This is a genomic window from Glutamicibacter nicotianae (genome assembly GCF_006539525.1).
GTDB lineage: Bacteria > Actinomycetota > Actinomycetes > Actinomycetales > Micrococcaceae > Glutamicibacter > Glutamicibacter nicotianae.
This window is the reverse complement of record NZ_BJNE01000006.1, coordinates 36,161-62,848: the sequence shown is the minus strand read 5'-3', so window position 1 is coordinate 62,848 and position 26,688 is coordinate 36,161. Positions and strand designations below refer to the sequence as shown.

General features: G+C 60.3%; 23 protein-coding genes. 3 read left to right on the top strand and 20 right to left on the bottom strand.

Annotated elements, in window-relative coordinates:
- Positions 1-24 precede the first annotated feature (24 nt).
- The 9 genes from ANI01nite_RS08750 to ANI01nite_RS08710 form a co-directional block, all read right to left on the bottom strand.
- Positions 25-729, bottom strand: coding sequence for a PDZ domain-containing protein (locus ANI01nite_RS08750; protein ID WP_141357437.1), 705 nt, complete (start codon positions 727-729; stop codon positions 25-27).
- A gap of 262 nt (positions 730-991) precedes the next feature.
- Complete coding sequence (locus tag ANI01nite_RS08745; RefSeq protein ID WP_141357435.1) at positions 992-1,804, bottom strand: GNAT family N-acetyltransferase; 813 nt, start codon at positions 1,802-1,804, stop codon at positions 992-994.
- 37 nt (positions 1,805-1,841) lie between these two features.
- Positions 1,842-3,008 (bottom strand): flavodoxin-dependent (E)-4-hydroxy-3-methylbut-2-enyl-diphosphate synthase, encoded by a 1,167-nt coding sequence (gene ispG / locus ANI01nite_RS08740; protein WP_038989684.1) that lies wholly within the window; start codon positions 3,006-3,008, stop codon positions 1,842-1,844.
- 139 nt (positions 3,009-3,147) lie between these two features.
- Positions 3,148-3,702, bottom strand: a complete 555-nt coding sequence (locus ANI01nite_RS08735; protein WP_038989685.1) for an NAD(P)H-dependent oxidoreductase — start codon at positions 3,700-3,702, stop codon at positions 3,148-3,150.
- A gap of 122 nt (positions 3,703-3,824) precedes the next feature.
- The gene (gene arfB, locus ANI01nite_RS08730; protein ID WP_038989686.1) at positions 3,825-4,247 is read right to left on the bottom strand and encodes an alternative ribosome rescue aminoacyl-tRNA hydrolase ArfB; all 423 of its coding nucleotides are present in this window, start codon (positions 4,245-4,247) and stop codon (positions 3,825-3,827) included.
- Between the two features lie 115 nt (positions 4,248-4,362).
- Positions 4,363-4,662, bottom strand: a complete 300-nt coding sequence (locus ANI01nite_RS08725) for a YciI family protein (protein WP_038989687.1) — start codon at positions 4,660-4,662, stop codon at positions 4,363-4,365.
- Between the two features lie 23 nt (positions 4,663-4,685).
- Positions 4,686-6,035 (bottom strand): M50 family metallopeptidase, encoded by a 1,350-nt coding sequence (locus tag ANI01nite_RS08720; RefSeq protein ID WP_038989688.1) that lies wholly within the window; start codon positions 6,033-6,035, stop codon positions 4,686-4,688.
- Positions 6,032-7,246, bottom strand: a complete 1,215-nt coding sequence (gene dxr / locus ANI01nite_RS08715; RefSeq protein ID WP_141357433.1) for a 1-deoxy-D-xylulose-5-phosphate reductoisomerase — start codon at positions 7,244-7,246, stop codon at positions 6,032-6,034. Before dxr ends, ANI01nite_RS08720 begins: the two co-directional genes overlap by 4 nt.
- A gap of 86 nt (positions 7,247-7,332) precedes the next feature.
- Positions 7,333-8,487: an acyl-CoA dehydrogenase family protein gene (locus ANI01nite_RS08710; RefSeq protein ID WP_038989689.1), complete on the bottom strand. Its 1,155-nt coding sequence runs from the start codon at positions 8,485-8,487 to the stop codon at positions 7,333-7,335.
- 183 nt (positions 8,488-8,670) lie between these two features.
- Here ANI01nite_RS08710 and ANI01nite_RS08705 point away from each other — a divergent pair, with 183 nt between their 5' ends.
- Positions 8,671-9,345, top strand: a complete 675-nt coding sequence (locus ANI01nite_RS08705; protein WP_223308907.1) for a TetR/AcrR family transcriptional regulator — start codon at positions 8,671-8,673, stop codon at positions 9,343-9,345.
- 69 nt (positions 9,346-9,414) lie between these two features.
- A complete protein-coding gene (locus ANI01nite_RS08700; protein ID WP_141357431.1) occupies positions 9,415-9,876 on the top strand; it encodes a GNAT family N-acetyltransferase in 462 nt (153 codons plus the stop codon).
- A gap of 345 nt (positions 9,877-10,221) precedes the next feature.
- Here ANI01nite_RS08700 and ANI01nite_RS08695 read toward each other — a convergent pair whose 3' ends face one another.
- From ANI01nite_RS08695 to pdhA, 11 genes are all read right to left on the bottom strand, one after another.
- Positions 10,222-11,922, bottom strand: coding sequence for an ABC transporter ATP-binding protein (locus ANI01nite_RS08695; protein ID WP_141357429.1), 1,701 nt, complete (start codon positions 11,920-11,922; stop codon positions 10,222-10,224).
- Entirely contained in the window at positions 11,919-12,983 is a 1,065-nt protein-coding gene (locus ANI01nite_RS08690) for an ABC transporter permease (protein ID WP_038989696.1), read from the bottom strand. The genes ANI01nite_RS08695 and ANI01nite_RS08690 overlap by 4 nt, the downstream gene beginning before the upstream one ends.
- Before the next feature lie 51 nt (positions 12,984-13,034).
- Complete coding sequence (locus ANI01nite_RS08685) at positions 13,035-14,552, bottom strand: ABC transporter permease (protein ID WP_141357427.1); 1,518 nt, start codon at positions 14,550-14,552, stop codon at positions 13,035-13,037.
- Positions 14,553-14,692: 140 nt separating this feature from the next.
- Positions 14,693-16,501 (bottom strand): ABC transporter family substrate-binding protein, encoded by a 1,809-nt coding sequence (locus tag ANI01nite_RS08680; protein ID WP_038989700.1) that lies wholly within the window; start codon positions 16,499-16,501, stop codon positions 14,693-14,695.
- 437 nt (positions 16,502-16,938) lie between these two features.
- Positions 16,939-18,582 carry an ABC transporter ATP-binding protein gene (locus ANI01nite_RS08675; RefSeq protein ID WP_038989702.1) on the bottom strand — a complete coding sequence of 548 codons (1,644 nt, stop codon included), beginning with the start codon at positions 18,580-18,582 and terminating at the stop codon, positions 16,939-16,941.
- A 3-nt stretch (positions 18,583-18,585) separates the two neighbouring features.
- A complete protein-coding gene (locus ANI01nite_RS08670; RefSeq protein WP_255314473.1) occupies positions 18,586-19,608 on the bottom strand; it encodes an ABC transporter permease in 1,023 nt (340 codons plus the stop codon).
- Positions 19,601-20,527, bottom strand: a complete 927-nt coding sequence (locus ANI01nite_RS08665) for an ABC transporter permease (RefSeq protein ID WP_038989703.1) — start codon at positions 20,525-20,527, stop codon at positions 19,601-19,603. The genes ANI01nite_RS08670 and ANI01nite_RS08665 overlap by 8 nt, the downstream gene beginning before the upstream one ends.
- Before the next feature lie 190 nt (positions 20,528-20,717).
- On the bottom strand, positions 20,718-22,349 hold the full coding sequence (locus tag ANI01nite_RS08660) for a peptide ABC transporter substrate-binding protein (RefSeq protein WP_141357425.1): 1,632 nt from the start codon (positions 22,347-22,349) through the stop codon (positions 20,718-20,720).
- Between the two features lie 196 nt (positions 22,350-22,545).
- Positions 22,546-23,910, bottom strand: coding sequence for a dihydrolipoamide acetyltransferase family protein (locus tag ANI01nite_RS08655; protein ID WP_141357423.1), 1,365 nt, complete (start codon positions 23,908-23,910; stop codon positions 22,546-22,548).
- Positions 23,910-24,899: an alpha-ketoacid dehydrogenase subunit beta gene (locus ANI01nite_RS08650; protein ID WP_073706846.1), complete on the bottom strand. Its 990-nt coding sequence runs from the start codon at positions 24,897-24,899 to the stop codon at positions 23,910-23,912. Before ANI01nite_RS08650 ends, ANI01nite_RS08655 begins: the two co-directional genes overlap by 1 nt.
- Positions 24,900-24,913: 14 nt before the next feature.
- Positions 24,914-26,029 carry a pyruvate dehydrogenase (acetyl-transferring) E1 component subunit alpha gene (pdhA, locus tag ANI01nite_RS08645; protein WP_141357421.1) on the bottom strand — a complete coding sequence of 372 codons (1,116 nt, stop codon included), beginning with the start codon at positions 26,027-26,029 and terminating at the stop codon, positions 24,914-24,916.
- A 150-nt stretch (positions 26,030-26,179) separates the two neighbouring features.
- Here pdhA and ANI01nite_RS08640 point away from each other — a divergent pair, with 150 nt between their 5' ends.
- Complete coding sequence (locus tag ANI01nite_RS08640) at positions 26,180-26,653, top strand: Lrp/AsnC family transcriptional regulator (RefSeq protein WP_038989709.1); 474 nt, start codon at positions 26,180-26,182, stop codon at positions 26,651-26,653.
- Positions 26,654-26,688: the final 35 nt, after the last annotated feature.

Here is a 26,688-nt window from a genome sequence, read left to right as displayed (position 1 = left end):
AGCCGACGACGTCGTAAAAATAAACTACTGGGTCAGCTGGCCCATGAGCTTTTGAAGGATCTCTGACGCTTCTTCAACTTCATTCGCGGTGTTCCCCGCTGATGTGGAGCGCTGTAGGCCGAGAAGGACATTCGAGCTGGCAGTGCGAATGATCAGCTGCTGCTGGGTCGACGACCCATCACTGCTGGTGATCACATACCCATCGGATAATCCTGCTGAAGAATCTATGGGCTGCTTGGCAAGATGATAGGCACGAGTCTCGTCGCCCCGCTTGACGGTGTACCGCGCGCAATCAGCGTTGGCCGCCGTTTTGGCATCCCATTGGGCCTGCAAGAATTCAGAATCCTTGTAGATTGCGACCGTGAGGTAGCTGTCCTCGAATTCAATGGCGCCCATCGTGGCGTTCCTCAATTGATCGGCCACTGGCTCAGCAAAAGTGACCCCGCATTTGCTTGGATTCACTTTGACGTTCTCGATCCATTCCTGGGCTTGCGGAATGTTCTCACGAAGTTGCTTGTCGCTGATGACCTCGGAATTCTTTTCTTCTTGGGCGAATTCCTCGAGCAGGTTCTCCAGCTGTGCGCCATCGAGGCGAACCTGGGCTACCGGCGATGCGCCGACTTCGGCTTCTGGTGAGCTGCACCCGCTCATCAGGAGTACTGCTGCGCACATAGCAGCGCCCAAGTGCGCTCTAGCGCCAAAGCCTCGAACCACCAATTTTCCCATCACCGTCGCCGTTACACCTTCGAGTCTAGAAGACCGCGGATCATTCGCTGGGCATTGTTGCTTCCGCGTTGGGCACAAGACGAAACATCACGAGGACAATGCCGGGGTCGACATTTTCATTGCGGCGCCCGTCGCGCGATCGGGTTGCGCTGCAATTCCCCACGGCATCGAGGCTCGCTGTGCTGAAGCCATACAGGAATCTGCGAACGAATCAGCATCGTCGGCTTCGAAAATTAACGCTTTTCCATGGCGCCGGCTTCGGAGATCAGAACAGGATCGTCGCGAAGGTTCCGACCTGTTCAAATCCGATGCGCTGATATGTCTTAATCGCAGCGGTGTTGAAATCGTTGACGTAGAGGCTCACGACTGGCGCGAACTGCATTGAGTAGTCCACAGCGGAGGCCATGTAGCCGGCAGCCAACCCCTGTCCGCGGTACATCGGATTCACCCAAACACCTTGGATTTGCACAACTTCATCGGTGACCGTGCCCAGGTCAGCCTTGAAAATCACGTTGCCCCGCTGGTCGCAGTCCAAGAGGGTATGCCCGTCACGAATTAGCTGGCGTACACGATTGCGGTAGAAGCTTCCCCCGTTTTCCAACGGCGAATAGCCAAGTTCCTCTTCGAACATTGCTGCGCTGGCCGGCAGCACTCGATCGAATTCCTGGACCTGGGCCGGGCGGAGCCGATTGCGTCGAACGCCCGACGGGTGGTGCGAGATCGCCATTAATGGCTGATTCGCCCGGAGCTCGAAAATTTCTTGCGGACCGTCCCGCAAGACCTCATGCATGGCCAGCACGGTTTCCGCCGGGCCGAAGACCGAAGCGAATCGCTGGCGGGTCTCGATGGCATGCATGGCGAATTTCTGGGCATCGGCCTCCGGCATGGCGGTGGGCGCCATATTGGCGCCCACCCAGCATGCCGACTCAAGGCCTTCACCGCCGTCCAAGCCAACGATATGGGCAAAGCCATCTGGAACCGCTGACTTGTGGATGTTCACCTGCGAACGGGTGAAGATGTTGGCGACGGGGTCGCGATCGAGCAACTCGATGAGGGCGGCCGTGTCACGACGGCCCAAGATGCGCGGCGCTCCCTCGACGCTTCGTCGGCTAGTTCTAGCTGACGGAGACCACGGGAGAACCCGAGGAAGGATTCTCGTCATTGTCCAGTCCCATTTCTGCCGCCAAACGGTTGGCTTCTTCGATCAAAGTCTCGACAATCTGGTCTTCCTGGACGGTCTTGATGACCTCGCCCTTGACGAAGATCTGTCCCTTGCCGTTGCCCGAAGCTACACCGAGGTCCGCATCGCGGGCTTCGCCCGGTCCGTTGACGACGCAGCCCATGACTGCCACGCGCAGTGGAGCCTTCATGCCTTCCAGCCCAGCAGTAACCTGCTCAGCCAAAGTGTACACATCCACCTGGGCACGACCGCAGGATGGGCAGGAAACGATGTCCAGCTTGCGCGGACGCAGGTTCAGCGATTCCAGGATCTGGTTGCCGACCTTGACTTCCTCGACCGGTGGGGCCGACAGCGATACGCGAATGGTGTCACCAATGCCCTGGGAAAGCAGTGCACCGAAAGCGGTCGCGGACTTGATGGTTCCCTGGAACGCAGGACCGGCCTCGGTCACGCCCAGATGCAGCGGCCAGTCGCCGCGCTCTGCCAGCATCTCGTAGGCGCGGACCATGATCACCGGGTCGTTGTGCTTGACCGAGATCTTGAAGTCGTGGAAGCCGTGTTCCTCGAACAGGGAGGCTTCCCAGACAGCCGATTCGACCAGTGCTTCAGGGGTGGCCTTGCCGTACTTCTGCAGCAGGCGGCGGTCCAGTGAGCCGGCGTTGACGCCAATGCGGATCGACGTGCCGTGGTCCTTGGCAGCCTGTGCGATTTCCTTGACCTGGTCATCGAACTGTCGGATATTGCCCGGGTTCACGCGTACGGCGCCGCAGCCTGCCTCGATGGCGGCGTAGACGTACTTGGGCTGGAAGTGGATATCGGCGATGACCGGGATCTGCGACTTCATCGCGATGATCTTCAGCGCTTCCGCGTCCTTGTCCGTTGGGCAGGCAACGCGCACGATGTCGCAGCCGGCAGCGGTCAGCTCAGCGATCTGCTGCAGGGTGGCGTTGATGTCGTGGGTCTTGGTGGTGGTCATCGACTGGACCGAAATCGGCGAGTCGGAGCCGACACCTACGGATCCAACCTGGAACTGGCGAGTCTTACGACGTGGTGCGAGTACCGGCGGTGGGCCTGCCGGCATGCCTAGGCTGACCGAAGTCAATGGACGCCTCCGAATAGATTGTGGGTATTTCTCTACTCCAAGTATGTCACCGTATCGCGGTGAGCGGGTATTGATGCGAGAAAGGCCACGGGAACCGTGGCCTTTCTCCCATCATTTTGCAGCTGGAGCCTGCGAAAGCCTAGTTGGCTTCGGCGATTTCCTTGATGCTCTTCAGCACGCCGGAAACCTGCTCGACAACTTCAGCGTCGTCCTTCGGGTGCAGTTCTGCGAAGCGCACTACCGAGTTCGGGATGGCCAGCTTGACGTTTTCAAGTACGTTGGCGCCGGCGATGTTCAGTGCCTTGCGTGCTTCGTCCTGTGCCCAGACGCCGCCGTACTGTCCGAAGGCGGTGCCCAGGACTACGGTTGGCATGTCCTTTAGTGCACCGGCACCGAAGGGACGGGACAGCCAGTCGATGGCATTCTTCAAGACAGCTGGCATGGTGCCGTTGTACTCGGGGGTGACCAGCATCAGCGCGTCTGCTTCGCCGGCTGCGTCGCGCAGGGCCTGGGCTGCGGCTGGAACGCCACCTTCCACGTCATGGTCCTCGTTGTAGAACGGGATATTCTCCAAGCCGCTGAACACTGAAACTTCCATGCCTTCGGGGGCGTTGTGCGAAGTGGCTTCCGCCAGCTGCTGGTTGGTCGAACCGTTGCGCAGGGAACCGACGAGGGTGAGGACTTTGGTGGTCATAAGGTGTTCTCCTTGGGGCAGAATAAATAGAAAGCTGACGCTTCATCTACTTTCAACCGCATCGCCAAACCGGGCATTCCGCCGATTTCAGTGACATGGGACACAGTAGTTGCTTTCTCCGGTCAGTCCATTCCCGGCTTGCGGCGAAGCTGCTTCGTGGCCGAGCGATTGGCCTTGGCGCTCAGCCTGCGCCGGTGCGATCCCCGGGTGGCTTTCGTTGCTTTGCGCGCGGGCGCATCCGGCGCCAGGGCTTTTTCGATGATGCGCCCCAGCTTCTCCTGCGCAATCTGGCGGTTGCGCCATTGAGATCGTTCCTCGGCGGCAGTCACGACCAGTGCTCCAGCCACGAGGCGCGGTCCGAGTTTCTCGAGCAGCCTCTGGCGCTGCCAGTCGGACAATGCCCGTGAAGCGCCAATCACCCAAGCGAGCTCCACGCGGGAGTCAGAGGTATTCACATGCTGGCCGCCTGGGCCTGAAGAACGGGAGAAATGCCATTTCAGCTCCGCTGCAGGGATCGCCAGTGCCGGCGTAATCTGCACATCCATGATGCTCTCCCCTTTCTTCTCCCCTGCCAGTCTGGGCCATCGATGCCGTTTAAGGCAGCCAGCCTCCGCCGTTCTTGGTACAGAACAACGGAGGCTGGCACATGCAACCTGTCGCCTAGGAAGCGAATTCCTTCAGCAGGCCCATGACCGGGTTCCATTCTGTGATGGTGGCCGAGCCGACTGCGCCAACCAGCTGGAATGGGTCATTGGACAGCACGTCTTCCAATGCCACCTGCGATTCGGCTGCGAAGATCAACAGCGCGCCGTCGCTGACCGGAGTTGGCCCCGAAGCCAGAAGGCGTACCGATCCTTCGCCAAGGAATCCCCCGAGGTACTCGCGGTGCGCTGGACGGTGTTCGTCGCGCAGCTCGGTGGAATTTTCGGCGTAAGCGTATTCAACAGCAAAAACAGTCATGTCTACAGCTTATTTCTCTCGTCTCAGAACAGTTGTATCGGCTTGAAGATATCCGCATATATTAAGAGCCCGCCCATGACCAGCATCGCCACCACGACGACATAGGTCAGGGGCAGTAGCTTGACCGTGTCAACCGGCTTGACCTTCTTGATCTTGAAGATCCGTGCAAACATGCGCTTCAGCCCCTCGTACAACGCGCCCACCACGTGGCCGCCATCCAGCGGCAGCAGCGGGATCAGGTTGAAGGCGAACAGCGCCAAGTTCAGGCCCCCGACGAGCGACAGCAACGTTGCGAATTTGTCGGCGACCGAGATGGAATCCTCGGCGCTGATCTCTCCGGCGATGCGTCCAACGCCCACAATGGACACCGGCCCGTTGGGGTCGCGTTCCTCATTGCCGAAGGCCGCTTGGGCGACATCCACCATGCGCTGGGGTAGGTGAAGGATGACGTCACCGATCTTCAGCAGCTGCTCCCCGATCACACCGGGAACCGCGCTCAGGGGCTGGGTCAAGTCGCGTTGCAAAGAGCCCATCCCGACGAAACCGACCTTGGTCATGATGTATTCGCCGTGCTCATCGAGCAGCACATAGCCGTTCTCGTCAGTGGCCGGACGCTCGGTCAGGTACGGGGTCAGCTCAGTGGTGTGGCTCTGCCCGTCACGGGAGTATTCCAGGGTGATGGGCTCTCCTGGATGATCGCGGATGACATCGGTGAGCTTGTTCCACTCGGCTTGTGCGACAGGGGTGCCGTTCACCGCGGTAATCGTATCGCCGGGCAGCAGGCCAGCCTCGTAGGCAGGAGCCGGGACGTCCTCGTCGGTGCATTCGGTCTGCTCCGCGTTCTGCGCGCTGGCAATGCACTGGTACACCTCGGAGACCGTGGTGGTCGGGGTGGCCTGCCCGAAACTGGTGAGCACTATGGCGATCACCACGAACCCGATGAGCAGGTTCATGATCGGGCCGCCGAGCATGATGATCACGCGCTTGTAGATCGGCAGCTGGTAGAACAACCGGCCTTCATCGCTGGGCAGCACGTTTTCGTTGGCCTGCGAACGCGCGTCATCGACCATCTGGCCGAAGACCTTCTGGAAGAGATTCGGCTTCTTCCCCGGAACATCGGCAGCGACCTGCTCGCGTGGCGGGTACATGCCGACCATCGAGATGTAGCCGCCCAGTGGCAGCGCCTTGATGCCGTATTGGGTTTCACCCCGCTTGAAGGAAACCAGTGTCTTGCCGAAACCGATCATGTACTGCGGAACCCGCAGCTTGAAGAGCTTCGCGGGCACCAGGTGCCCTATTTCATGCAGCGCGATGGACAGCCCGACGGCGACCAGCATGAACAGGACGCCGCCGATGAACAGCAATGCACTCATGCGCTCGCCTCGATGATCTTCGTTGCATGGGCACGGGCCCAACGATCGGTTTCCAGCACTGTTTCCACCGACAGCTCGGCATTCACCGGGGTGTACGCGTCCAGTGCGCGTTCAATGGTCTCGACGATGCCGGTGAAGCGGATCTTTCCATCATGGAAGGCATCCACTGCAACTTCGTTGGCGGCGTTGTAGACGGCCATATGCGTCCCCGACGAGGACGCTGCCTGCTTGGCAAGCTTCACAGCGCTGAAGACTTCTTCATCCAGCGGTTCAAAAGTCCAGCTGGCCGCGGTGGAGAAATCGCAGGCCTTCGCGGCCCCGTCGACCCGATGCGGCCAATTGATGCCCAGGGCGATGGGCAGGCGCATGTCCGGCGGCGATGCCTGGGCAATCACCGAACCGTCGATGAACTCCACCATCGAGTGGACGATGGACTGCCGGTGCACCACGGGCTCGATCTTCTCCAGCGGCACATCGAAAAGCAGGTGGGCTTCGATGACTTCCAGGGCCTTGTTGACCATGGTGGCCGAGTTGGTGGTGACCATGCGCCCCATGTCCCAGGTCGGGTGGGCCAGTGCCTGGGCAGGGGTGACATCACGCAGCTGCTCGTAGGTGCAGCCGAAGAATGGGCCTCCGGAGGCCGTGACCAGCAGCTTGGCCACTTCCTCCGGCGCACCAGAGCGCAGGGCCTGGGCAAGGGCGGAGTGCTCGGAGTCTACCGGCGAGATCTGGCCAGGGGCTGCGATCTGCTTGACTACCTGGCCTCCGATGATCAGGGATTCCTTGTTTGCCAGGGCCAGCAGGTGGCCGGCTTCCAGCGCAGCGATGGTCGGAGCCAGTCCAATGGCACCGGTGATGCCATTGAGCACTACGTCGGCCTCGGCAAACGCGGCTACCTCGGTGGCTGCCTGCGCGCCAACCACCAGCTCGGGTTCGTATCCGGTCACCGATGCGTCCTCGGCGGCCTCCTGGATGGCCGCGGCCAGCTCATCCTTTGATTCCACGGCGCTGCCGACCATTGCAGGGCGGTGCTTGATGGCCTGGCGAGCCAACAGTTCAAGGTTATATCCGCCGGATAAGGCGGCCACGGAGAATTGGCCGGATGCCTCTTCGATGACGTCCAGTCCCTGCGTACCGATGGAACCGGTGGAACCGATCAGGCTGACTCGACGGGGATGCCCGGCTGGAATGAAGGTTTTCTGGAAGCTCACCTAACCTATTATGGTTCGTTTAACTGTGAGCGCCCAAAGAGCGCCACACCCTGGAATCAGAATGCGGCGCTCCCTGCGGGTGATGTTCAGAGACCAAGGCTGCGGGCAATGAGCATCTGCTGGACCTGCGTGGTCCCTTCTCCGATTTCCAGGATCTTCGAATCGCGGTAGTGGCGTGCCACCAATGACTCATTCATGAATCCGTACCCGCCAAAGATCTGGGTAGCATCTCTTGCATTGTCCATCGCCGCTTCGCTGGCAATCAGCTTGGCGTGCGCGGCTTCAATCTTGAAGTCCTTGCCGGCGAGCATTTTTGCCGCGGCCGCGTAATAGGCCAAGCGGGCCGTGTGGGCGCGCGAGGCCATGCGGGCAATCATGAAGGAAATGCCCTGGTACTGGCCGATTGCCTGGCCGAAGGAGGTACGGGTCTTGGCATATTTAACCGCCTCGTCAAGGCAGCCCTGCGCAGCGCCGGTGGCCAGGGCGGCGATGGCGATGCGTCCTTCGTCGAGGATTTCCAGGAAGTAGGCGTATCCGCGTCCGCGCTCGCCCAGCAGGTTCTCCTCCGGAACCCGCACTCCGCTGAAGCTCAGCGGATGGGTATCGCTGGCACGCCAGCCCACCTTGTCGTAGGCCTTTTCCGCGGTGAATCCCTCGGTACCGGTCGGCACGATGATGGCAGAGATTTCCTTTTTACCGGTTGCTTCATCGACGCCGGTCACTGCGGTAGCCGTGACGAGGGAGGTGATATCGGTGCCGGAGTTGGTGATGAATTCCTTGGCGCCGTCAATGACCCACTGGCCACTTTCAAGTTTCGCCTTGGTCAAGGATGCTGATGCATCGGATCCTGCGCCCGGCTCGGTCAGGCCGAAACCGGCCAAGCGTTCACCAGCGGCCAGGTCAGGCAGCCACTTCTGCTTTTGCTCCTCGCTGCCGAAGCGGTAGATCGGCATCGCGCCCAGGGAGACACCGGCTTCCAGGGTGATGGCTACCGACTGGTCGACCTTGCCCAGCTCTTCAAGCGCCAGCGCGAGGTGGAAGTAGTCGCCGCCGGAACCGCCGAATTCTTCGGAGACCGGAAGTCCAAAGAGACCCATCTCCCCCATTTGCTTGACGATGTCGTAAGGGAAGGCATGGTTCGCATCGTTCTGCGCGCTCTGCGGAGCAACGACTTCTCGGGCGAATTCGCGGACCATGTCAACCAGGTCTTGATGCTGGTCGTCGAGTTCGAGGTCAATCATCAGGCTCTCTCTTCGTTGAGGGACGAACCGACACCGGCTGCGGAGTGTGCATTATCCGATGGCGGTCATGTTATGCGCTTGGTGCGCGAGTTTCTTGGAAGCGCACGCTGCGACGAGTATGGTTAATATTTATTAACTGGTCACTGCCTACGGGTGGGTAGAACAGCTACATTTTTGACAGTAGTGGCAGCCGTCACAGTTGTCCAGACTGGGCTTGGCAAACGTAAGGAGTTGATGGTGTTGGCGAGCAAATATCAATCGCTCAATGAACCAACAGATCGCGAGCGCGCCAAAGCTGAACGACGCGAAGCGCTGTTACGCGAAGCCACAAGGCTATTTGCCTTGAATGGCTACGCGGGCGTTTCCCTGGAAGACCTCGGCGCAGCCTGCGGAATTTCCGGTCCGGCAGTGTACCGGCATTTCGCTGGCAAGCAGGCCGTGCTTATCGCCCTGCTGGTAGACATGTCCAAAGACATCTACGCCGGAGGTTGCACAGCGGCGGAAGCCGGCGGCACTCCCCTGGAGGTGCTGTCGCGCTTGGTGGATTTCCACACCGATTTCTCGCTGTCCCGCCCGGATATCCTGCAGGTCCAAGACCGCGACCTGAAATCGTTGCCGAAGGCCGAGCTGGAACTGGTTCGCAAACTCCAGAACTCCTATATCGGGCTATGGACTACCGAATTGGCAAAATTGCATCCCACCGGAAGCAAGCAGTCGCACCGGTTCCGTGCGCATGCTGTCTTCGGCTTGCTTAACTCGACAGCCCATTCCGCTCACTCACCGAGAACTAAAAAATCGGGTTTGAAGCCGTTATTGTCCAATATGGCACTCGCGGCGCTCACTTCCCCGGTAGTGTAGGTTTCAAGCCACCATTCCCTGGCGTGCCGAAACCGGCACGCTGACCCATACGATTGAAAGGCCTTTATCGTGCAGCTACGTGAAGTCCGCCCTTCCGACTTGGACGCATTCTTCGCTCACCAGCAAGAACCCGAGGCGAACCTCATGGCCGCTTATCAGGCGCGTAACCCAGCCGACCGCGCGGTATTCGACCACCACTGGAACTCGATTCTGAACGATCCTAATGTTCTGGTTCGCACCATCGAGCATGAGGGCGACGTCGTTGGATCCATTCTGGTCTTCGACGGCGAAGTACCAGAAATCAATTTCTGGACTTCGACCAAGTACTGGGGCAAGGGACTGACCACCAGCGCAGTAGAAGCATTCCTTGCCGAATACACCAAGCGCCCCTTGACCGCACACGTGGTCCAGGACAACCTGGGTTCGATCAAGGTCCTGGAACGCCGCGGTTTCAAGACCATCGGCACCGAGCAGATCTTCTCCAACGCCCGTGCAGAGGTTGTCACCGAAAACGTCATGCAGCTGGATTAATTTCCCAACGCATTAAGCAAGAGCCGGCTCTCAATTGAGAGCCGGCTCTTGCTTCTTAACACGGTCCTGCAGCCAAAGTTTGCCCCTCGGCGGGCCGCAATGTTGCCTTCGTTCTGCGAAAGGCAACGTTGTTTCCGCGGGAGGCTGGCTGGGCGTCTGTTCATCGGAATTGAGCCCTCGCCCAACCTGCGGAGCACAACGCTGTGGTATCCAATACCCGCCTTCTACCTGCCAGCAGCACCGCTTTCAACGAGCGGACATCGGCCAAGTGCCAGGGCAGGCGAAAGGGGCGCGTTTCCAAGGGCAACATTGGAAACGCGCCCCTTTCGCTGTTCAGCGCAATGCCTACTTCGTGTTGTTCAGCAGGCGCCAGGCCTCACGGCGCACTGCCTGCTCGTGCGGATCCGGAACCGGTGCCGCAGCCAGCAGCCGCTTGGTGTATTCATGGGTTGGCGCATGCAGCACAGTGTCCGCCATGCCCTGCTCAACCGCCTTGCCGGACTGCATCACCACGACCGCGTCCGCCAGCATGTCCACGACTGCCAGGTCATGGCTGACGAAGAGGCAGGCGAAGTTGAAGTCCCGCTGCAGCTCCTGGAGCATCTCCAGGACAACTGCCTGCACCGACACGTCCAAGGCGCTGGTCGGCTCATCGGCGATCAGCAGCTCCGGGTTCAAGGTCAATGCACGGGCAATGCAAATACGCTGACGCTGGCCGCCGGAAAGCTCGTGCGGGTACCGGTTGATCACGTTGCGCGGCATCTTCACCGCATCGAGCAATTCTTCGGCACGCTTGGTGCGCTCGGCCTTGCTGCCGATCTTGTGCACCACCATGGGTTCTGTGATGCATTCTCCAATCGGGAATCGCGGGTTCAGGGATGCGGCCGGGTCCTGGAAGATCACGCCGATGTCCTTGCGGACCTTGCGTGCTTCCTTCGGGGAAAGCTTGGGCAGGTTGTGGCCCCTGACCGACAAGGTGCCGCTAGCTACCGGCAACAGGCCCAGCACCGCCTTGGCAATGGTGGACTTGCCCGAGCCGGACTCGCCCACAATGCCCAGGACTTCGCCCTTGGCAACATCGAAGCTCACGTTTTCCACGGCGCGGAAGATCTTCCCGCGCATGTCGTACTCCAGCACGAGGTCCTTGGCTTCCAGAACCAGCTCGCGCCCTGGAGGGGCGGTTTCCGAGCTGTGCGCATCGGCCTGCGTGGTGACAACGGCCGGAGCGGACAGGCGGGGCACCGCAGCCAGCAGGCGCTGGGTGTATGGATGCTCTGGGCGCAGCAATACCTGATCCACGGTGCCCGTCTCCACGAGGTTGCCCTGGAACATCACTGCCACTTCATCGGCCATATCCGCAACAACACCCATATTGTGGGTGATGAGCAGGATGCCGGTATTCAGCCGGTCTTTCAGCTCGCGCAGCAGATCGAGGATCTCGGCCTGCACCGTCACATCAAGTGCGGTGGTCGGCTCATCGGCGATGATGACCTTCGGGTCGCAGGAGATCGCCATGGCGATGACGATGCGCTGCCGCTGGCCGCCGGAGAACTGGTGCGGGTACTGCTTGATGCGCTTGGCGGGATCCGGGATGCCCACCATTTCCAGCAGCTCGATAGCCCGGTCGGTCGCTTCCTTGCCGTAGGCGATGTCGTGCAGTTCCAGCGCTTCGGTCAGCTGGCGCTCGATGGTGAGCACCGGGTTCAGTGCCGTCATCGGCTCCTGGAAGACCATGGCGATATCGGTGGCGCGCATCTTGCGCAGCTTGCCTTCGTCCAGGCCAACTACGTTGACGTTTCCGACCTTGGCGGCACCGGAGACATTCGCGTTTTCCGGCAGCAGGCCCATGGCCGCCGTCGAGGTCACCGACTTGCCGGAACCGGACTCGCCGACCAGCGCGACGACCTGCCCCGGGCGGACGGCCAAGGACAAGCCCTTGACCGCGTGGACATCGGCCCCGCCGGTGGCAAAGACGACGTTGAGGTCGTTGAAGCTCAGTGCGAAGTCTTCTGAGCCTTGTTCATTCATTGGTGCTGCGTGGCTCATGGCTTCTCCTTGCGGGTTGGAAGGGCGAACATGCCAGCGCGGCGGCGGCGCTTCTTTCCGACCTGGCGCGGGTCGAAAGCATCGCGCAGGCCGTCACCCAGGAAGTTCACCGACAGGGCGATGGCAACGATGATCATGCCTGGCCACCAGAACAGCCATGGACGGGTGGTGAAGGCGTTCTGGTACTGGCTGATCAGCAAGCCCAGCGAGGATTCCGGGGCCTTCACGCCGAAGCCGAGGTAGGACAGCGAGGACTCCAGCAGGATCGCGCCGGCGATCGCGAAGGTGGCGTTCACGATGATCACGCCCATGGTGTTCGGGATCAGGTGCTTGAAGATCACGCGGCTGGTCTTCGAGCCCATGGCCTGGGCTGCGGCCACGTATTCGCGTTCGCGCAGCGACAGGATTTCGCCGCGGACCAGTCGGGCCAGTCCGGTCCAGGTCACCAATCCGAGCACCAGGGCCAGTGTGATGATGGAGCCGGTGGAGGCACCGGCCATCTTGCCGAGCACTGCCGCCAGGACCAGCAGCGGGATCACGATGAACAGGTCGGTGATGCGCATCAGGATTTCATCGACCCAGCCGCGGAAGTAGCCGGAAACAGCTCCGATGACGGTTCCCAGGACGGTGGCGACCAGGCCGACGACGACGCCGATGATGATGGACTTCTGCGTTCCGTTCATGACCAGCGCGAAGTAGTCCTTGCCCACAGAGTCCTGCCCGAAGGGGTGCTCGCCGATGCGGAAGCCTTCGCCGCCGAGCCAGGTGGGAACCAGGCTCAGCGTCGGCTTGCCGCCGTCCACGACCGCTCCGGCATGGTAGTAGTTCTGCCCCCACCAGCCGGGGAACGGGCCCCAGCCGATAGAGCTGAATGCGAAGACTGTGATGACGATCAGCACGATCGTGGAAATCATCGCCGGCTTGTGGCTGACGAAGCGATCGAAGACGATGCGTCCCTGGCTCTTCGGCTTTTCGTGGATCTGGGCCAGCTTGGCGTCTTCCACCTCGGCCACGGAAGACAGGTTTTGCGGCTCGTTCAAGTTGTTATTCGTGGTGCTCATCGCTGGTCCTTAGGGTTGCAGGCATGAAGGATATTCATTGATTCATGCCTCCTAGACTCGGATTCGTGGGTCAAGCAGGGCGTAAACGATATCCGCCAGCAAGTTGAAGAGGATGGCGGCGGTACCGGTAACCAGGAAGAACGCCATCACGGGTGCTGGGTCGACATGGTCCAGGCCGGTGGCGAACATTTCGCCCATGCCCTTCCAGCCGAACACGCGCTCGGTGATCACTGCGCCGCCGATCAGGCCGGCGAAGTCGAAGGCGGCGATGGTGGCAATGGGGATCATCGCATTGCGGAACGCATGGCGGAAGATCACGGTGCGTTCGCTCAGGCCCTTGGAGCGCGCGGTGCGGATGTAGTCCTGGCGCTGCACTTCGAGCATGGAGGAACGCGTGTAGCGCGAGTAGCTGGCCAGGGAGATCACCGCGAGCAGGATCGTTGGCATCAGCAGCTGGGTGCCGTTATCCAGGAAGTGGTCCCAGAAGCCGCCCTCGAGGTTGGCCGTGGAGGAACCGATGGTCGCGATGGGGCGTCCCTTGACGTCCAGGAACCTGGGCCACGCACGGAACAGGTGGTCGATAATGGTCAACGCTGCGCCGGCGACACCGGTGATGATGGAAACGGACATGGCTGCCTTGCGCAGGCGGCCTCCCATGAAACGCCCGATGGCTGCCGGGATCACTACCGCGAGGACCAGGCCGAAGAAGAGGATCCAGCCATTTGGCTCCAGCAGCATGTAGAAGGTCGCGTAGTACATGGCCAGGACCAGCACCACGGTAATCAATGCCGGGTACAGCACGCGCTTTTCCTTCAGGCCAACGCTCATGGCGGTGGCGCTCAGGGCCAGCAGAGCCGTCAGCACGATGATGATGGCCGGGCCCATTTGCGGGTAGCGGTAGAAATTCAGCCACAGGCTGTACTGCAGCACCAGCGGGACGAAAACTGCGGAGGCGAAGAAGGTGATGCCACGGCGCTTGAGCGAGCCGCCGAGGAACATCTGCAAGACGAGGCCGACAACGATGCCTATGGCTATGGACGTCCCCACGGATATCTGCGGATCGGCCAGCCAGTCGTTGTAGCTGATCGCCAGGTACTCCTTGAGCAGCACAGCTGCCCAGAAGACGGGAAGCGAGAAGAAGAGGAAGGTCAGGAAGGTAACGATGTAATCCAATCCGGAGTACTGGCGGATTGCAGTCAGCACGCCAATGGCGATACCCAGAACCGCGGCAATCACCGTAGCGAGCACGACCAGGCGCAAGGTGGATGATGCGGCGTTGGCCAGCAGGCCGGAGACCTCTACGCCGTTGATATTCCGGCCCAGGTCGCATTGGCCAATCAGGCACTTGCTGGCACCTGTCAGCCAGTCCCAGTAGCGGCCGTACCACGGTGCATCCAGGTTCATGTATTCCACACGCTGGGCCATCAGGTACTCGCGGTTATCCGCGTTGCTTTCGCGGAGGTCCTTGAGCGGGTCGCCTGAATTGATAACCAGCACGTAGAGCAAGAGCGATGCGGCAAACAGCACTGCCAGCGCTGAGCCCAGTCTCTTGGCGATAAATTTCCACACGGTTCTAATGTCCTACTTTCATCTCACGGAAGTGAGCCGGCCCTTGCGGTTGGGGACCTTTGAACACACTGCGGGGCCCGACTTGTGATCGGGCCCCGCACGTGTTCGCTCACGTTGTGCAAGTACGTTGCCTAGGGCAATTACTCAGCACGTACCCACTGCTCGGCGTTCCAGACGATCTGGTCCTGCGTTGCGGTGTGGCGGACATTCTGGATATCCGAACCCGAGGCGCTCAAGCCTGGGTGGGCGAATACCGGGATGCCGAACAGGTCATCCCACAGCAGCTTCTCGATCTTCTTGGTCTGTTCCGCGTGGACTGCTGGGTCCAGCGAGCTTGCCAGGGTCTCCCATGCGGCGTCGACTTCAGGGTTCGAGTACTGGCCGAAGTTCTGCGGCTTGCCGGTGGCGTAGATGTTCTGGCCGGAGGTGATCTGGCCGGAACCTGCCCAAGCGAACAGCGCTACCTCGTAGTCGCCACGATCCTGTGCACCATTTGGCGAGAAGAAGTCAGCCGAACCGGAGTCCACGATCTTGAAGCCGGCTTCATCGCAGGAGGACTTGATGGCCGAAACCTCGTTGGCACGACGCTCGTTAGGTGCCGAGTAGCCGATGCGCACTTCGGTGCCAACAGCATCCTGCTCTTCGAGGATCTTCTTTGCGCCCTCGATGTCCACCTCGTCGTAGCGGCCGTCATAGGATGCGTCCACTACTTCCTGGTAGTTGTCCTGGAATGGGAAGACTTCGCGGGCGTTCATCACGATGGCGTCTGGGTTCAGCGGCTTGACCAGGTTGTCAACAATCTGCTGGCGTGGAACGCACATGGCGAAGGCCTTGCGCAGTTCCAGGTTGGTCATTGCGTTGCCCTCGGCAAAGTTGAAGTCAAGGTGCTCCCAGGTCAGGGTGTCACCCTTCTGGATAGCCACCGCGTCGCCCAGGTTCTCCAGCTGCGCGAGCGTATCCACGGTCGGCTGCGGGTTGATGACGTCGACGTCCTTGTTCTGCAGCGCCTGGACCATGCTGGCGTCTTCAAGGAATCGGAAGGTCAATTCCTTGGTTGCCGGTGCAGGGCCGTAGTAGTTCTCGTTGGCAACCAGGGTTACGGATTCGCCAGCCTTCCAGCTGCCCAGCTTGTACGGGCCGGATACAGGCGAGATCTTCTCATCGGGCAGCTTGCCCGGGTCGGTCATCCAGCCTTCGTTCCAGAAGTCGGCTGCCTTCTTCAGTTTGTCGGACTCCCCGGCGCGGATGGCGCTGACGAGTTCTTCGGTGCTCATGCCCGATTCCTCGGCCACAACATGCGCTGGGTGCAGCATCCAGGTCTGCAGAGCCCAGTCCGGATCAGGCTCGGCGAACTCAACAGTGAATTCCTTGCCGTCCCAGTCGCCCTGCGGGCCTTCTGGCACGGTGTCGCCGAGATCAACGGAAACCGAGTTGAACAGCGGCTTTTCCTTGGAACCCTCATTGAGGTTCAGGTTCTGCACTGCCCATGCGAACACGGAGTCGGCGACGGTGATCGGGGTGCCGTCAGACCACTTGGCATCTTCAGCGATCGTGTACTTGATGGTGAGCGGGTCGTCGCTGACCTTTTCGTAGCTGCCCAAAGCCTCGTTCGGGTACAGGGTGCCGTCGGTGCCGAAGTAGCTGAAGCCGGCAAACATACGATCCACGATCGCCGAGTTGTAGGTGGAGTATGTGTTCGGAGTAAAGCCGTTGTAGCTGATGAATTCCGGTGCACCCACGGTGACGTTGATGGTGTCGTCGGCAGTGGTGATATCACCGAGATCAGCCTTGCCGCTGTTCGCTGCTTCTGCCGAGCCGTTGCCTCCACCTGCGTTGGCATCCTTCGATGCGTCTGCGCCGGTGTCTCCGCCGCCTGGAGCACAAGCCGACAGGGCCAGGGCCAGGGCAGCTCCTACAGCTACTGCTTTCGAAACGCGCTGAAACCGCATTTCGCCTCCTAGAGTTCTTGAATGGTACGAGTTCCGGATCGGTGGATCCACTGTGGATCAGATCACATGATCAATCCATTGAGGAATAGACTAACCCGAATTTTCTGGCTTGGATATAGAAAGAAGCGCTTCAGATTTCCGCCACCCCCTGCCCCTGAGAGTCATTCGCAATGCGCTTGTTACTCGCCAGTTTTCGAGACACACCTCACATCCCCGAGATTTCAAGGATTTCTTTCAGATTGGGAAAAATCAATCGGACAACTGTTTCACGCATGTTGACTCGCGGAGTGATTTATAACATTTTTGCAACGTTTGTTTCAGGTTCATTAAATCTGAAATATTCGTTGAATATGACCCCGGTTGAGCTTAGGTTAAGCGCCGAATGGGCCGGTGAAACCTTTCGGTTTCACCGGCCCATCCAGTTGATTCCGGGGCTGCTAGATCAGTGAAGCACCTGGAATAGCAGCCAGCAGATTGCGGGTGTAAGCGCTCTTTGGCGTATCGAAAATCTCGTCCGTCGTTCCCTGCTCTACGATCTTGCCGTGTTCCATCACGCAGACGTTATCTGCAATCTGGCGAACCACGGCCAGGTCGTGGGTAATGAACAGGTAGGTGAGGCCCATCTCGCGCTGCAGTTCATCGAGCAGCTCCAGCACCTGGGCCTGGACCAGCACGTCCAACGCGGAAACAGCCTCATCGCACACGATCATTTCCGGTTGCAGGGCCAGGGCACGCGCGATGGCGATGCGCTGGCGCTGCCCGCCGGACAGCTCATTCGGGAAGCGGTGCATTGTGGAAGCGGGCATGGAGACCTGCTCCAGCAGCTCCTTGACCTTCTTCTCCCGCGATGCCGCATTGCCAATGCCGTGAATGCGCAGCGGCTCTTCGATCGTCCGGAAAATCGAGTACATCGGGTCCAGGGAACCGTACGGGTCCTGGAAGATCGGCTGCACACGCCGGCGGTACTTGAACAAGTGCTTCTCGCTCAGGTTGCCGATCTGCTCGCCATCAAAGATGATCTCGCCCTCGGTCTTGTCCAGCAGGTTCAGCACCATCTGGGCGATGGTCGACTTGCCTGAACCTGACTCGCCCACCACGGCAGTCGTGGTGCCCCGGGGGATCTCGAAGGAAACATTGTCCACCGCGGTGAACTTCTCCTTCTTGCCGAAGCCCTTGCGGATATCGAAGACCTTCGTCAGGTTGCTGACCTTCAGCAGCGGTTCAGCCTTGCCCGGCTCAATCTCGTCCACAATGGCTTCGTGCTTGTCCCCGCGCTGCGCAGACAGCGACGGAGCCGAATTGATCAGGCGCTGGGTGTACGGATGCTGCGGGTTGCGCAGGATCTCCAGCGCCGGGCCGTATTCGACGACGCGTCCCTTGTACATCACGACGACCTTTTCGGCACGCTCGGCTGCCAGGCCCAGGTCGTGGGTAATGAGCAGCACCGCGGTGCCCAGTTCACTGGTCATGGTGTCCAGATGGTCCAGGATCTGCTGCTGCACGGTGACATCCAACGCGCTGGTTGGCTCATCGGCAATCAGCAGGCGCGGACGGCAGGCCAGGCCAATGGCGATCAGCGCACGCTGTCGCATGCCACCGGAGAATTCGTGCGGGTACTGGCCGGCACGGGTCTCCGGATCGGGCAGACCTGCATCAGCCAAGACCTGGGCCACGCGCTTGTTGGGGTTGTCCCCCGCCAAGCCGTTGGCCTTCAAAGTTTCCTTGACCTGGAATCCGATCTTCCACACCGGGTTCAGGTTGGACATCGGATCCTGCGGAACCATGCCAATATGGTTGCCGCGCAGCTCGACGAAACGCTTTTCACTGGCTTGGGCAATGTCTTCGCCGTCAAAGAGAATCTGGCCGGAGGAGACCTTGCCGTTGCCGGCCAGCAGGCCGATAGCGGCCAGGGCCGAGGTCGACTTGCCCGAACCGGACTCGCCGACGATTGCCACGGTTTCGCCGGGCATCACGGTGAAGTTCGCGTCGCGGACCGCGTGGACCGGACCGTCAGGGGTGGAGAAGGTAATCGCCAGGTCCTTGACTTCCAGCAGCGGCTTTGGAGTTGCACTCTGAGTCATTGCTTAGGCTCCCTTCCGGGCCTTCGGATCCAGTGCATCACGCACTGCATCACCGAGCATGATGAAGCTCAAAACCGTCACCGAAAGGAACAGCGCTGGCCACATCAGCATGGTCGGGTTGTTGCGCAGCTGGGTACGCGCCGAGGAAATATCGTTGCCCCAGCTCATGACGTCAGGTGGGAGCCCGACGCCCAGGAAGGACAGCGTGGCTTCGGCCACGATGTACACGCCCAAGTTCACTGTGGCAACAACGATGATCGGTGCCAGGGAATTCGGAATCACGTGCTTGAGCAACGCGCTGAACTTGGACAGGCCCAGAGCGCGCGAGGCCTTCACGAAGTCCGCATTGCGGGCCTCGATCACAGCACCGCGGGTAATGCGCGCCAGCTGGGGCCAGCCGAAGATCGCAAGCGTGACGATAACCGTCCAGACGCTTCGGTTCTCGCGGAATGCCGGCAGCTGCATCACGATGATGGCGCCCAGGATCAGCGGCAGGGCGAAGAAGATGTCACCCAGGCGGGCCAGGATCGTGTCGATCCAGCCACCGTAGTAGCCTGCCAGCGCGCCGATGGCGCCACCAAGCAACACCACGATAAGGGTAGTGAAGACACCTACCAGCAGCGAGGCACGCGTGCCGTAAATAGTGCGCGCATAGATATCGCAGCCCTGCAGGTTGAAGCCCATGATATGTCCAGGGCGTGCTGGTTCGTTGGAATTCTCCAAGAGGCAAGCCTGGTTGCCAGCCGGATCAATCGATGTGAAGAGCTGAGGGAAGGCAGCTACGACGATGACCGCGATGATCATGATCGTGGAGATGATGAATAGCGGCTGCTTGCGCAGCGAACGCCAAGCTTCGGCCCACATGGACAAGGGCTTGCCGGTTTCCTTGACCGAGTCCACCGCTTGCAGGGGGGTTTCGTCCAGCGGAGCAACGTAGTGCTCGATCTTGTACTTGGAAACCTTGCCGGCGCGGTTGCTGCGGATGGGCAAGCCGTCTTCGGGATTAAAGTTCTGGTTCTCAGGCATAACGGATCCTTGGGTCAAGCAGTGCGTACAGCATATCCACGATCAGGTTGGCAAGTACGAAGACGATCACCAGAACGCCTACGACTGCAACCACTGTCGGGGTTTCGCCCTTCTGGATTGCTTGGTAGAGCAGGTGGCCGACACCGGGCACATTGAAGATGCCTTCGGTGACAATCGCGCCACCCATCAGTGCACCCAAGTCGGCGCCTAGGTAGGTCACCACGGGGATCAGAGAGTTGCGCAGGATGTGCACGGTAACCACGCGATTGCGACTCAGGCCCTTGGCGGTCGCGGTGCGTACGTAGTCAGCGGTCTTGTTCTCGATGACGGAAGTACGCGTCAGGCGCAGTACGTAGGCCAGCGATACCAGGCCGAGCACCAATGCGGGCAGGATCAGTTCGCCCCAGGTTGCCGCGCCGGAAACTGTAGGTTTGGCCCATTCGAGCTTGACACCGACCACGTACTGCAGCAGGAAGCCGAGCACGAAAGTTGGAACTGCAATGACCAGCAGCGACGCAACCAACACGGTCGAGTCGAACAGCTTGCCCTTGCGCATACCAGCAATAACGCCGAGGATGATGCCGAATACGGCTTCAATCACCAATGCGAGGATTGCCAGGCGTGCCGTGACGGGGAACGCCCGCGCGAGCATCTCCTTGACTTCCTGTCCGGAGAACGAGGTTCCCAGGTCCAAGGTCACCAGGTTCTTCAGATACAGGCCATATTGAACCCAGAACGGCTTGTCCAGGTTGTATTGCGCGGTCAGCGCGGCTTTGGTGGCATCGCTCATGGGCTTGCCACCAGAAAGCGCGGCGATCGGGTCACCTGGAGTGGCGAAAACCAGGAAGTACACTAGCAGCGTTGCTCCGATGAAGACCGGGAACAGCTGCGAGATTCGCTTCAGGGTAAAACTTAACATGCTTGCATCTCACCTCGAGACACGTGAGGGCACAGGGCCATTTTCATCCTCTTTCCGTCGATAAGTAATTCGACGTTTGTTTTTGCGAGGCAGGACAAACACGCCAAAGGGAGACCCTGTTGTTCTCGGGTCTCCCTTAGCGCGTTTTCAGCTTCTATCCGGTCTGACTTGGTCGGAAGCTGAAGGGAACTTATTTGCCAGTGATTTGCTGGTACAGCGGAACACCGTTCCACCCGAACTCGACGTTATCCACGTTCTCGCTCCAACCACCCTGGACTGCCTGGTACCACAGCGGGATGGCTGGCAGATCCTTGAACAAGATCTCCTGTGCCTCGTTGAAGATCTTTGCGCCCTCGGCAGGATCCGTGGCCGACAGGCCCTCGGCCAGCTTGTCGTCGAATTCCTTGCTGGAGTACTTGCCATCGTTCGAGCCGGCCCCGGTGCCGAATAGCGGACCAAGGAAGTTGTACAGCGATGGGTAGTCGGCCTGCCAACCGGTACGGAATGCACCGGTCATCTTGTAGCTGGTGACCTTCTCGCGCAATTCCTTGAATGACGAGAATGGCTGGGCAACTGCATTGATGCCCAGGTTGCTCTTCAGCTGGTTGACGACAGCTTCGACGTATTCCTTGTTGCCAGCGCCGTCGACGTTGTAGCCGATGGAGAATTCGTCGCCGGAGTCCCACTTGCTGATTTCATCAGCCTGTTCCCACAGCTTCTTGGCTTCAGCTGCATCGAAGTCCAGGACTTCGCTGCCTGGAATGTCTGCGCTGTAGCCTTCGAGCACTGGTGCGGTGAAGTCGTCGGCCTTGACCTTGCCGCCCTGGTACACCTTGTCGATGATCAGCTGGCGGTCAATGGCCCGGGAGATCGCAGCACGGCGCAGGTTGCCCTCTTCGCCCTGCTTGAAGTGGTCCAGGTAGCCCGGGATGGTGATGGTTGCGTTGCCGGCGTATGGCGAGTTGACCGAGCGGTCGCCCAGGTCAGTCTCGTACGAAGCCAGAGAGCTTGGCGGGATCTGGTCCAGCACATCCAAGTTATTGGAGAGCAGATCGCTGTAGGCCGAGTCCGTGGACTGGTAGACCTTGAAGTCGATGCCGCCGTTCTGGGCTTCGCGTGGGCCCTCGTAGCTTTCGTTGACTTCCAGCTTCAGGTTGACGTCGTGGTTCCATTCGGTCAACTTGTAAGGGCCGTTGCCAACTGGCTTTTCGCCGAAGGCCTTTGGATCCTCGAATGCCGCTTCAGGCAATGGCATGAATGCGGTGTAGCCCAAGCGCAGCGGGAAGTCGGACTCAGGCTGGGACAGCTCGACGGTGAAGGTGGTGTCATCCACGACCTTCAGGCCCTCCATCTCATCCTTCTTGGAGCCTTCCTTGTTGACCTCGTCGAAGCCCTTGATGGACTCGAAGAAGTACGAGTTCAACTGCGCGTTCTTGGCTGCGGCACCGAAGTTCCAGGCATCCACGAACGAAGCAGCAGTTACTGGGGATCCATCGGAGAAGGTCTGTCCGGCCTTCAGCTTGATGGTGTAGTTCTGGGAGTCTTCGGTTTCGATGGACTCGGCGAGTTCATTGACCGGCGCGCCCTTGGCGTCGTAGCTGACCAGGCCGGTGAAGATCAGGTCCATGACGCGACCGCCGCCAACTTCGTTGGTGTTAGCCGGCAGAAGGCCATTCTGCGGTTCGGTGGTGTTTGCGGTTACGACATACGAGCCGTCACCTTCGCCACCGGCGGTTTCGGTCGAACCGCCGCCACAAGCGGACAGGGTCAGCGCCAAGGCTGCAGATAAAACGACAGCCTTAGATGCGTGCGAGTATCGCATCCTATTTCTCCTCAACAGATCGTTGCTGCTTCTGCATTTCGCAGAGCCGTGCAGGCAAGCGTGAGCTATAGCACGTAGTGAATGAGATTACATCAAACATTGCGAAACAACCAATGAATAGTCATGAAAGCAATGCTTGAAATCGGTTTATTCACCCGGCTGAATTTACTTCAGCCCGGTCATGATTTACTTTGAATCAAATAAAAATATTCATCATTCCGGGGTCCTCCAGCACCGAGCCGACACCTGCGAGGAACTCGCTTGCTTCTTTGCCGTCGACCACTCTGTGATCGAAGGACAATGCGAGTGTCATCGTATGGCGAAGTGCCACTTGGTCTTGGTATTCCCAAGGCCTGCGCTTCACTTGGCCTAGTGCCAGAATTCCTGCCTGCCCCGGAGGAAGAATCGGGGTGCCGGCATCCACGCCGAAAACCCCCACGTTGGTGATGGAGAAGGTGCCACCGGTCAATTGGGCTGGTGACAATGTTCCTTCGCGGCCCTGGAGAATAATCCCGCTGAGTTCGGCAGCCAATACTGGCAGCGTCTTAGCTTGGGCATTTTTCAGCACCGGAACCAGCAGACCGCGGTCACTTGCCACGGCCATGCCCAGATTCACTGACCCGAATTCAATGATTTCGTCAGCTTTTTCATCCCACGTCGAGTTCAGCGCGGGATAAGTCTTCAACAGTCTCGTCACCACGAGCGCTGCCAGCGTTGTGATGTTGAGCTTCAGGTTCTTGAGCAGTCGATGCGACCGCATGCGCTCCAGCAGCTCCATGGATTCGGTGACATCAACCGTGAGGAACTCGGTGGCATGCGGTGCGGTAAACGCCGACTGCACCATGGCCTTGGCCGTGGCCCTGCGGACCGCGGTGATCTTCACATGGCGATCCGCGTCTGGCGGAGACATGGATTCGCTGTCCTTGGCCGCTGGCGTGCTGGCACCGGCGGAGTCGATGGCCTGCTGGACATCCCGGCGCAGCACCAAGCCGTCCTCGCCGCTGCCGGCGAGCGCCGAAATATCGACCCCGTGATCGCGTGCCAGCTTGCGTACCGGCGGGGTGCACCTGGTCACCGCATGCTGTTCACGTTCATGGGTGCCCGGCCCGTCAGCCGGCTGGGATGCAACTGGTGCCGAAGCTGCTGGTGCAGGTGCTGGCACAGCTTCCGGGTTGCGCGAGCCTCGGGCTTTGCGCTTCGGACGGTTTCCGGTATCTGCCGGCGCACCGTAGCCAACCAGGGTGGGGGTGCGTTCGCCGGCCTTGCTTTGCTCCTGTTGCGCCGAATCAGGCGCTGCCGGCTGCTCGCCGGAACCGCCGGGCTCCTGGTCGAAAGTGACCAGCGGACCGCCGACCTGCACGGTTTCGCCTTCGGTGGCGTGCAGGGCCTGGACGAACCCGGCAAAGGGCGAGGGAAGTTCAACGACTGCCTTGGCGGTTTCGACCTCGGCAATGATCTGGTTGAGCGCAACATGCTCGCCAACCTTGATCTTCCAATTCAGCACCTCGGATTCGGTGAGCCCTTCGCCGAGATCCGGGAGTTTGAAGGTGTGGGCGGTCATCACTTGGCAGCTCCTTCGGTTGCCTCGTGGTGGCGCATCACGGTGTCGACCGCGTGCATCACTCGATCCAAGTCGGGCAGGTGGTGGCTTTCGAGCCGCGATGGCGGATACGGGATGTCGAATCCGGTGACGCGCAAGGGGGCATGCTCCAGGTAGTCGAAGCAGCGCTCGGTGATTTCGGCGCAGATCTCCGCGCCAATGCCGCTGGTCCGGCTGGCCTCGTGGACCACCACCAGCTTGCCGGTGCGCTTGACGGATTCGGCCACGGTGTCGATGTCCAGCGGATCCAGCGTGCGCAGGTCGATGACCTCCAGGCTGGTGCCTTCATCTTCCGCGGCCTTGGCCGCATCGACCAGGGTGTAGGTGGTGGGTCCATAGCCGACCACGGTGACGTCCTCGCCGGGGCGAACGATCTTTGCCTTGGGCGATGCATCGGGCGCCGGGGGGAGAAGTTCCGCGGTGGTTTTTTCGTGGTAGCGGCGCTTCGGCTCGAAGAAGATCACCGGATCATCGCAAGCGATGGCCTGGCGCAGCATGGAGTAGGCATCCTCGACGCTCGATGGCGCGAAGACCCGCAGGCCTGCTGTGTGGGCGAAGTAGGCTTCGGGCGATTCGGAGTGGTGCTCCGGCGAGCCGATTCCTCCGCCATAGGGAATGCGGACGGTGACCGGCATCTTCACCCGTCCCCGCGAACGGTAGTGCAGCTTGGCCAGCTGGGACACCAGCTGGTCGAAGGCCGGGTAGGTGAAGCCGTCGAACTGGATCTCCACCACCGGGCGATAGCCTCGATAGGCCAGGCCGATGGCGCTGCCGACAATTCCGGATTCTGCCAGCGGGGTATCGACGACGCGGTGCTCGCCGAATTTGGATTTCAGCCCATCGGTGACCCGGAAGACTCCACCGAGGGTTCCGATGTCTTCGCCGAGCAGGATGACCTTCTCGTCCTGGTCCAGCGCATCGTGCAGCGACTTGTTCAGCGCCTTGAGCATGGTGGTTGCCACGGTTACTCTCCACCTTCAAAATCTGCCAAGTAGTCAAGGTAGTTCTTGGCTGCGCGTTCGGTTGGCTCATGCTTTTCTGCGTACACATTGGTGAACAGCTCTTCGGCCTTGGGATCTTCCATGCTGGTGATCGCCTCGCGAAGCTTCGCGGCGAGGTCATCGGCGGCGTTCTGCGCGCGCTGCTCGTAGGACTGCACATCGGCACCCATCTCATGCAAGTACTTCACCAGGCGGTCGATGGGATCCTTGGCCTTCCACTCTTCGAGCTGCTCGCTCTTGCGGTAGCGGGTTGGATCATCGGCGGTGGTGTGCGAGCCCATGCGGTAGGTGACCGCTTCGATAAAAGCCGGGCCCAGGCCATGGCGGGCATGGTTCAGCGCGGCCTTGGTGGCGGCGTAGACGGCCAGGATGTCGTTGCCATCCACCCGCCAGGTCTTCAGCCCGAAACCGTGGGCGCGGTCGGCAATCTGGGTGCGGCTTTGCAGGGCGACCGGTTCTGAGATTGCCCACTGGTTGTTCTGGCAGAAGAACAGCACCGGTGCCTGGTAGCTGGCGGCGAAGACCATGGCTTCGTTCACGTCGCCCTGGCTGGTGGCGCCATCGCCGAAGTAGGCTACGGAGACTTGCTTGCCGCCATCGAATTTGATGCCCATTCCGTACCCGGCGGCGTGCAGGGCCTGCGAGCCGATGACAATCTGCTGGCAGGCGATATTGACTTCATTCGGATCCCAGCCGCTGGCCTGCGCTCCGCGCCACACGCTGAGCAGGTCCTCTGCCTTCACTCCCCTGGCCCAGGCGACACCATGCTCGCGGTAGGAGGGGAAAATGAAGTCGTCGTCATTGGTGGCCCGCACGGAGCCGATTTGCGCGGCCTCCTGGCCGAGCAGCGGAGCCCACAGGCCCAGCTGGCCCTGGCGTTGCAAGGCGGTGGCTTCATTGTCCATGCGGCGCAGGACAACCATGTCGCGCAGGAAATCCGCAAGGTCCGCTTCCTTGAGGTCCTTGAGATAGTGGTCAAGTTCTTCGTCCGGGATTCGTTTCCCGTCGACGTTCAGCAGCTGATGCGTGGGTAGGCATCCGGCGGCTACGTCAATGTGCTGTGTGGACACGATCGGCATCCTTACTCTCACGTAGTCGGTTGCGGGTTTTGATTCTCAAACGCCGCTTAATGTGATGCTACTCACGCAAGGCAGGATGCACAATGGTGTTTTTAAAATTAGAGCAAAACGCACTGTTTGATTGCCGTTGGGGATGCTAACGTGCACATTATGCAACTTCTGGACACCACCGACCGGCGCATCCTGCTTGCGCTTTCCAGCGCTGCCAAGCGCACCGGCGCAGCCATTGCCACGGCCTTGAACCTCGGGCGCAATACAGTGCAGACGCGGATGACCCGCCTGGAAAACGAGGTGCTTGATTCCATCGACCGCCGCATCCCGCCCGAAGTCCTGGGCTACGGGCTGCTGTCCTTTGTCGAGCTGCACGTCGACCAGCGCTGCCTGGGCGACATTGCCGCAAAGCTTGAAGCCATCCCCGAGGTGCTTGAGGCGCACGGCCTCACCGGCTCTGCCGACATCCTGGTGCGGGTAGCTGCCAAGGACGCCGAGGAACTGTTCCGGGTGCACGGCCAGCTGCTGCATATCGACGGGGTGAATCGCGCGGATTCGGCGCTGTCCATGGCCGAGCTCGTCCCCTACCGCACCACCGCCCTGCTCCAGCACTCGCTCTCCGGCAACGCATAGCGCTCCAGGGCAGCAAAAAAGTTCCGGGAACCAGC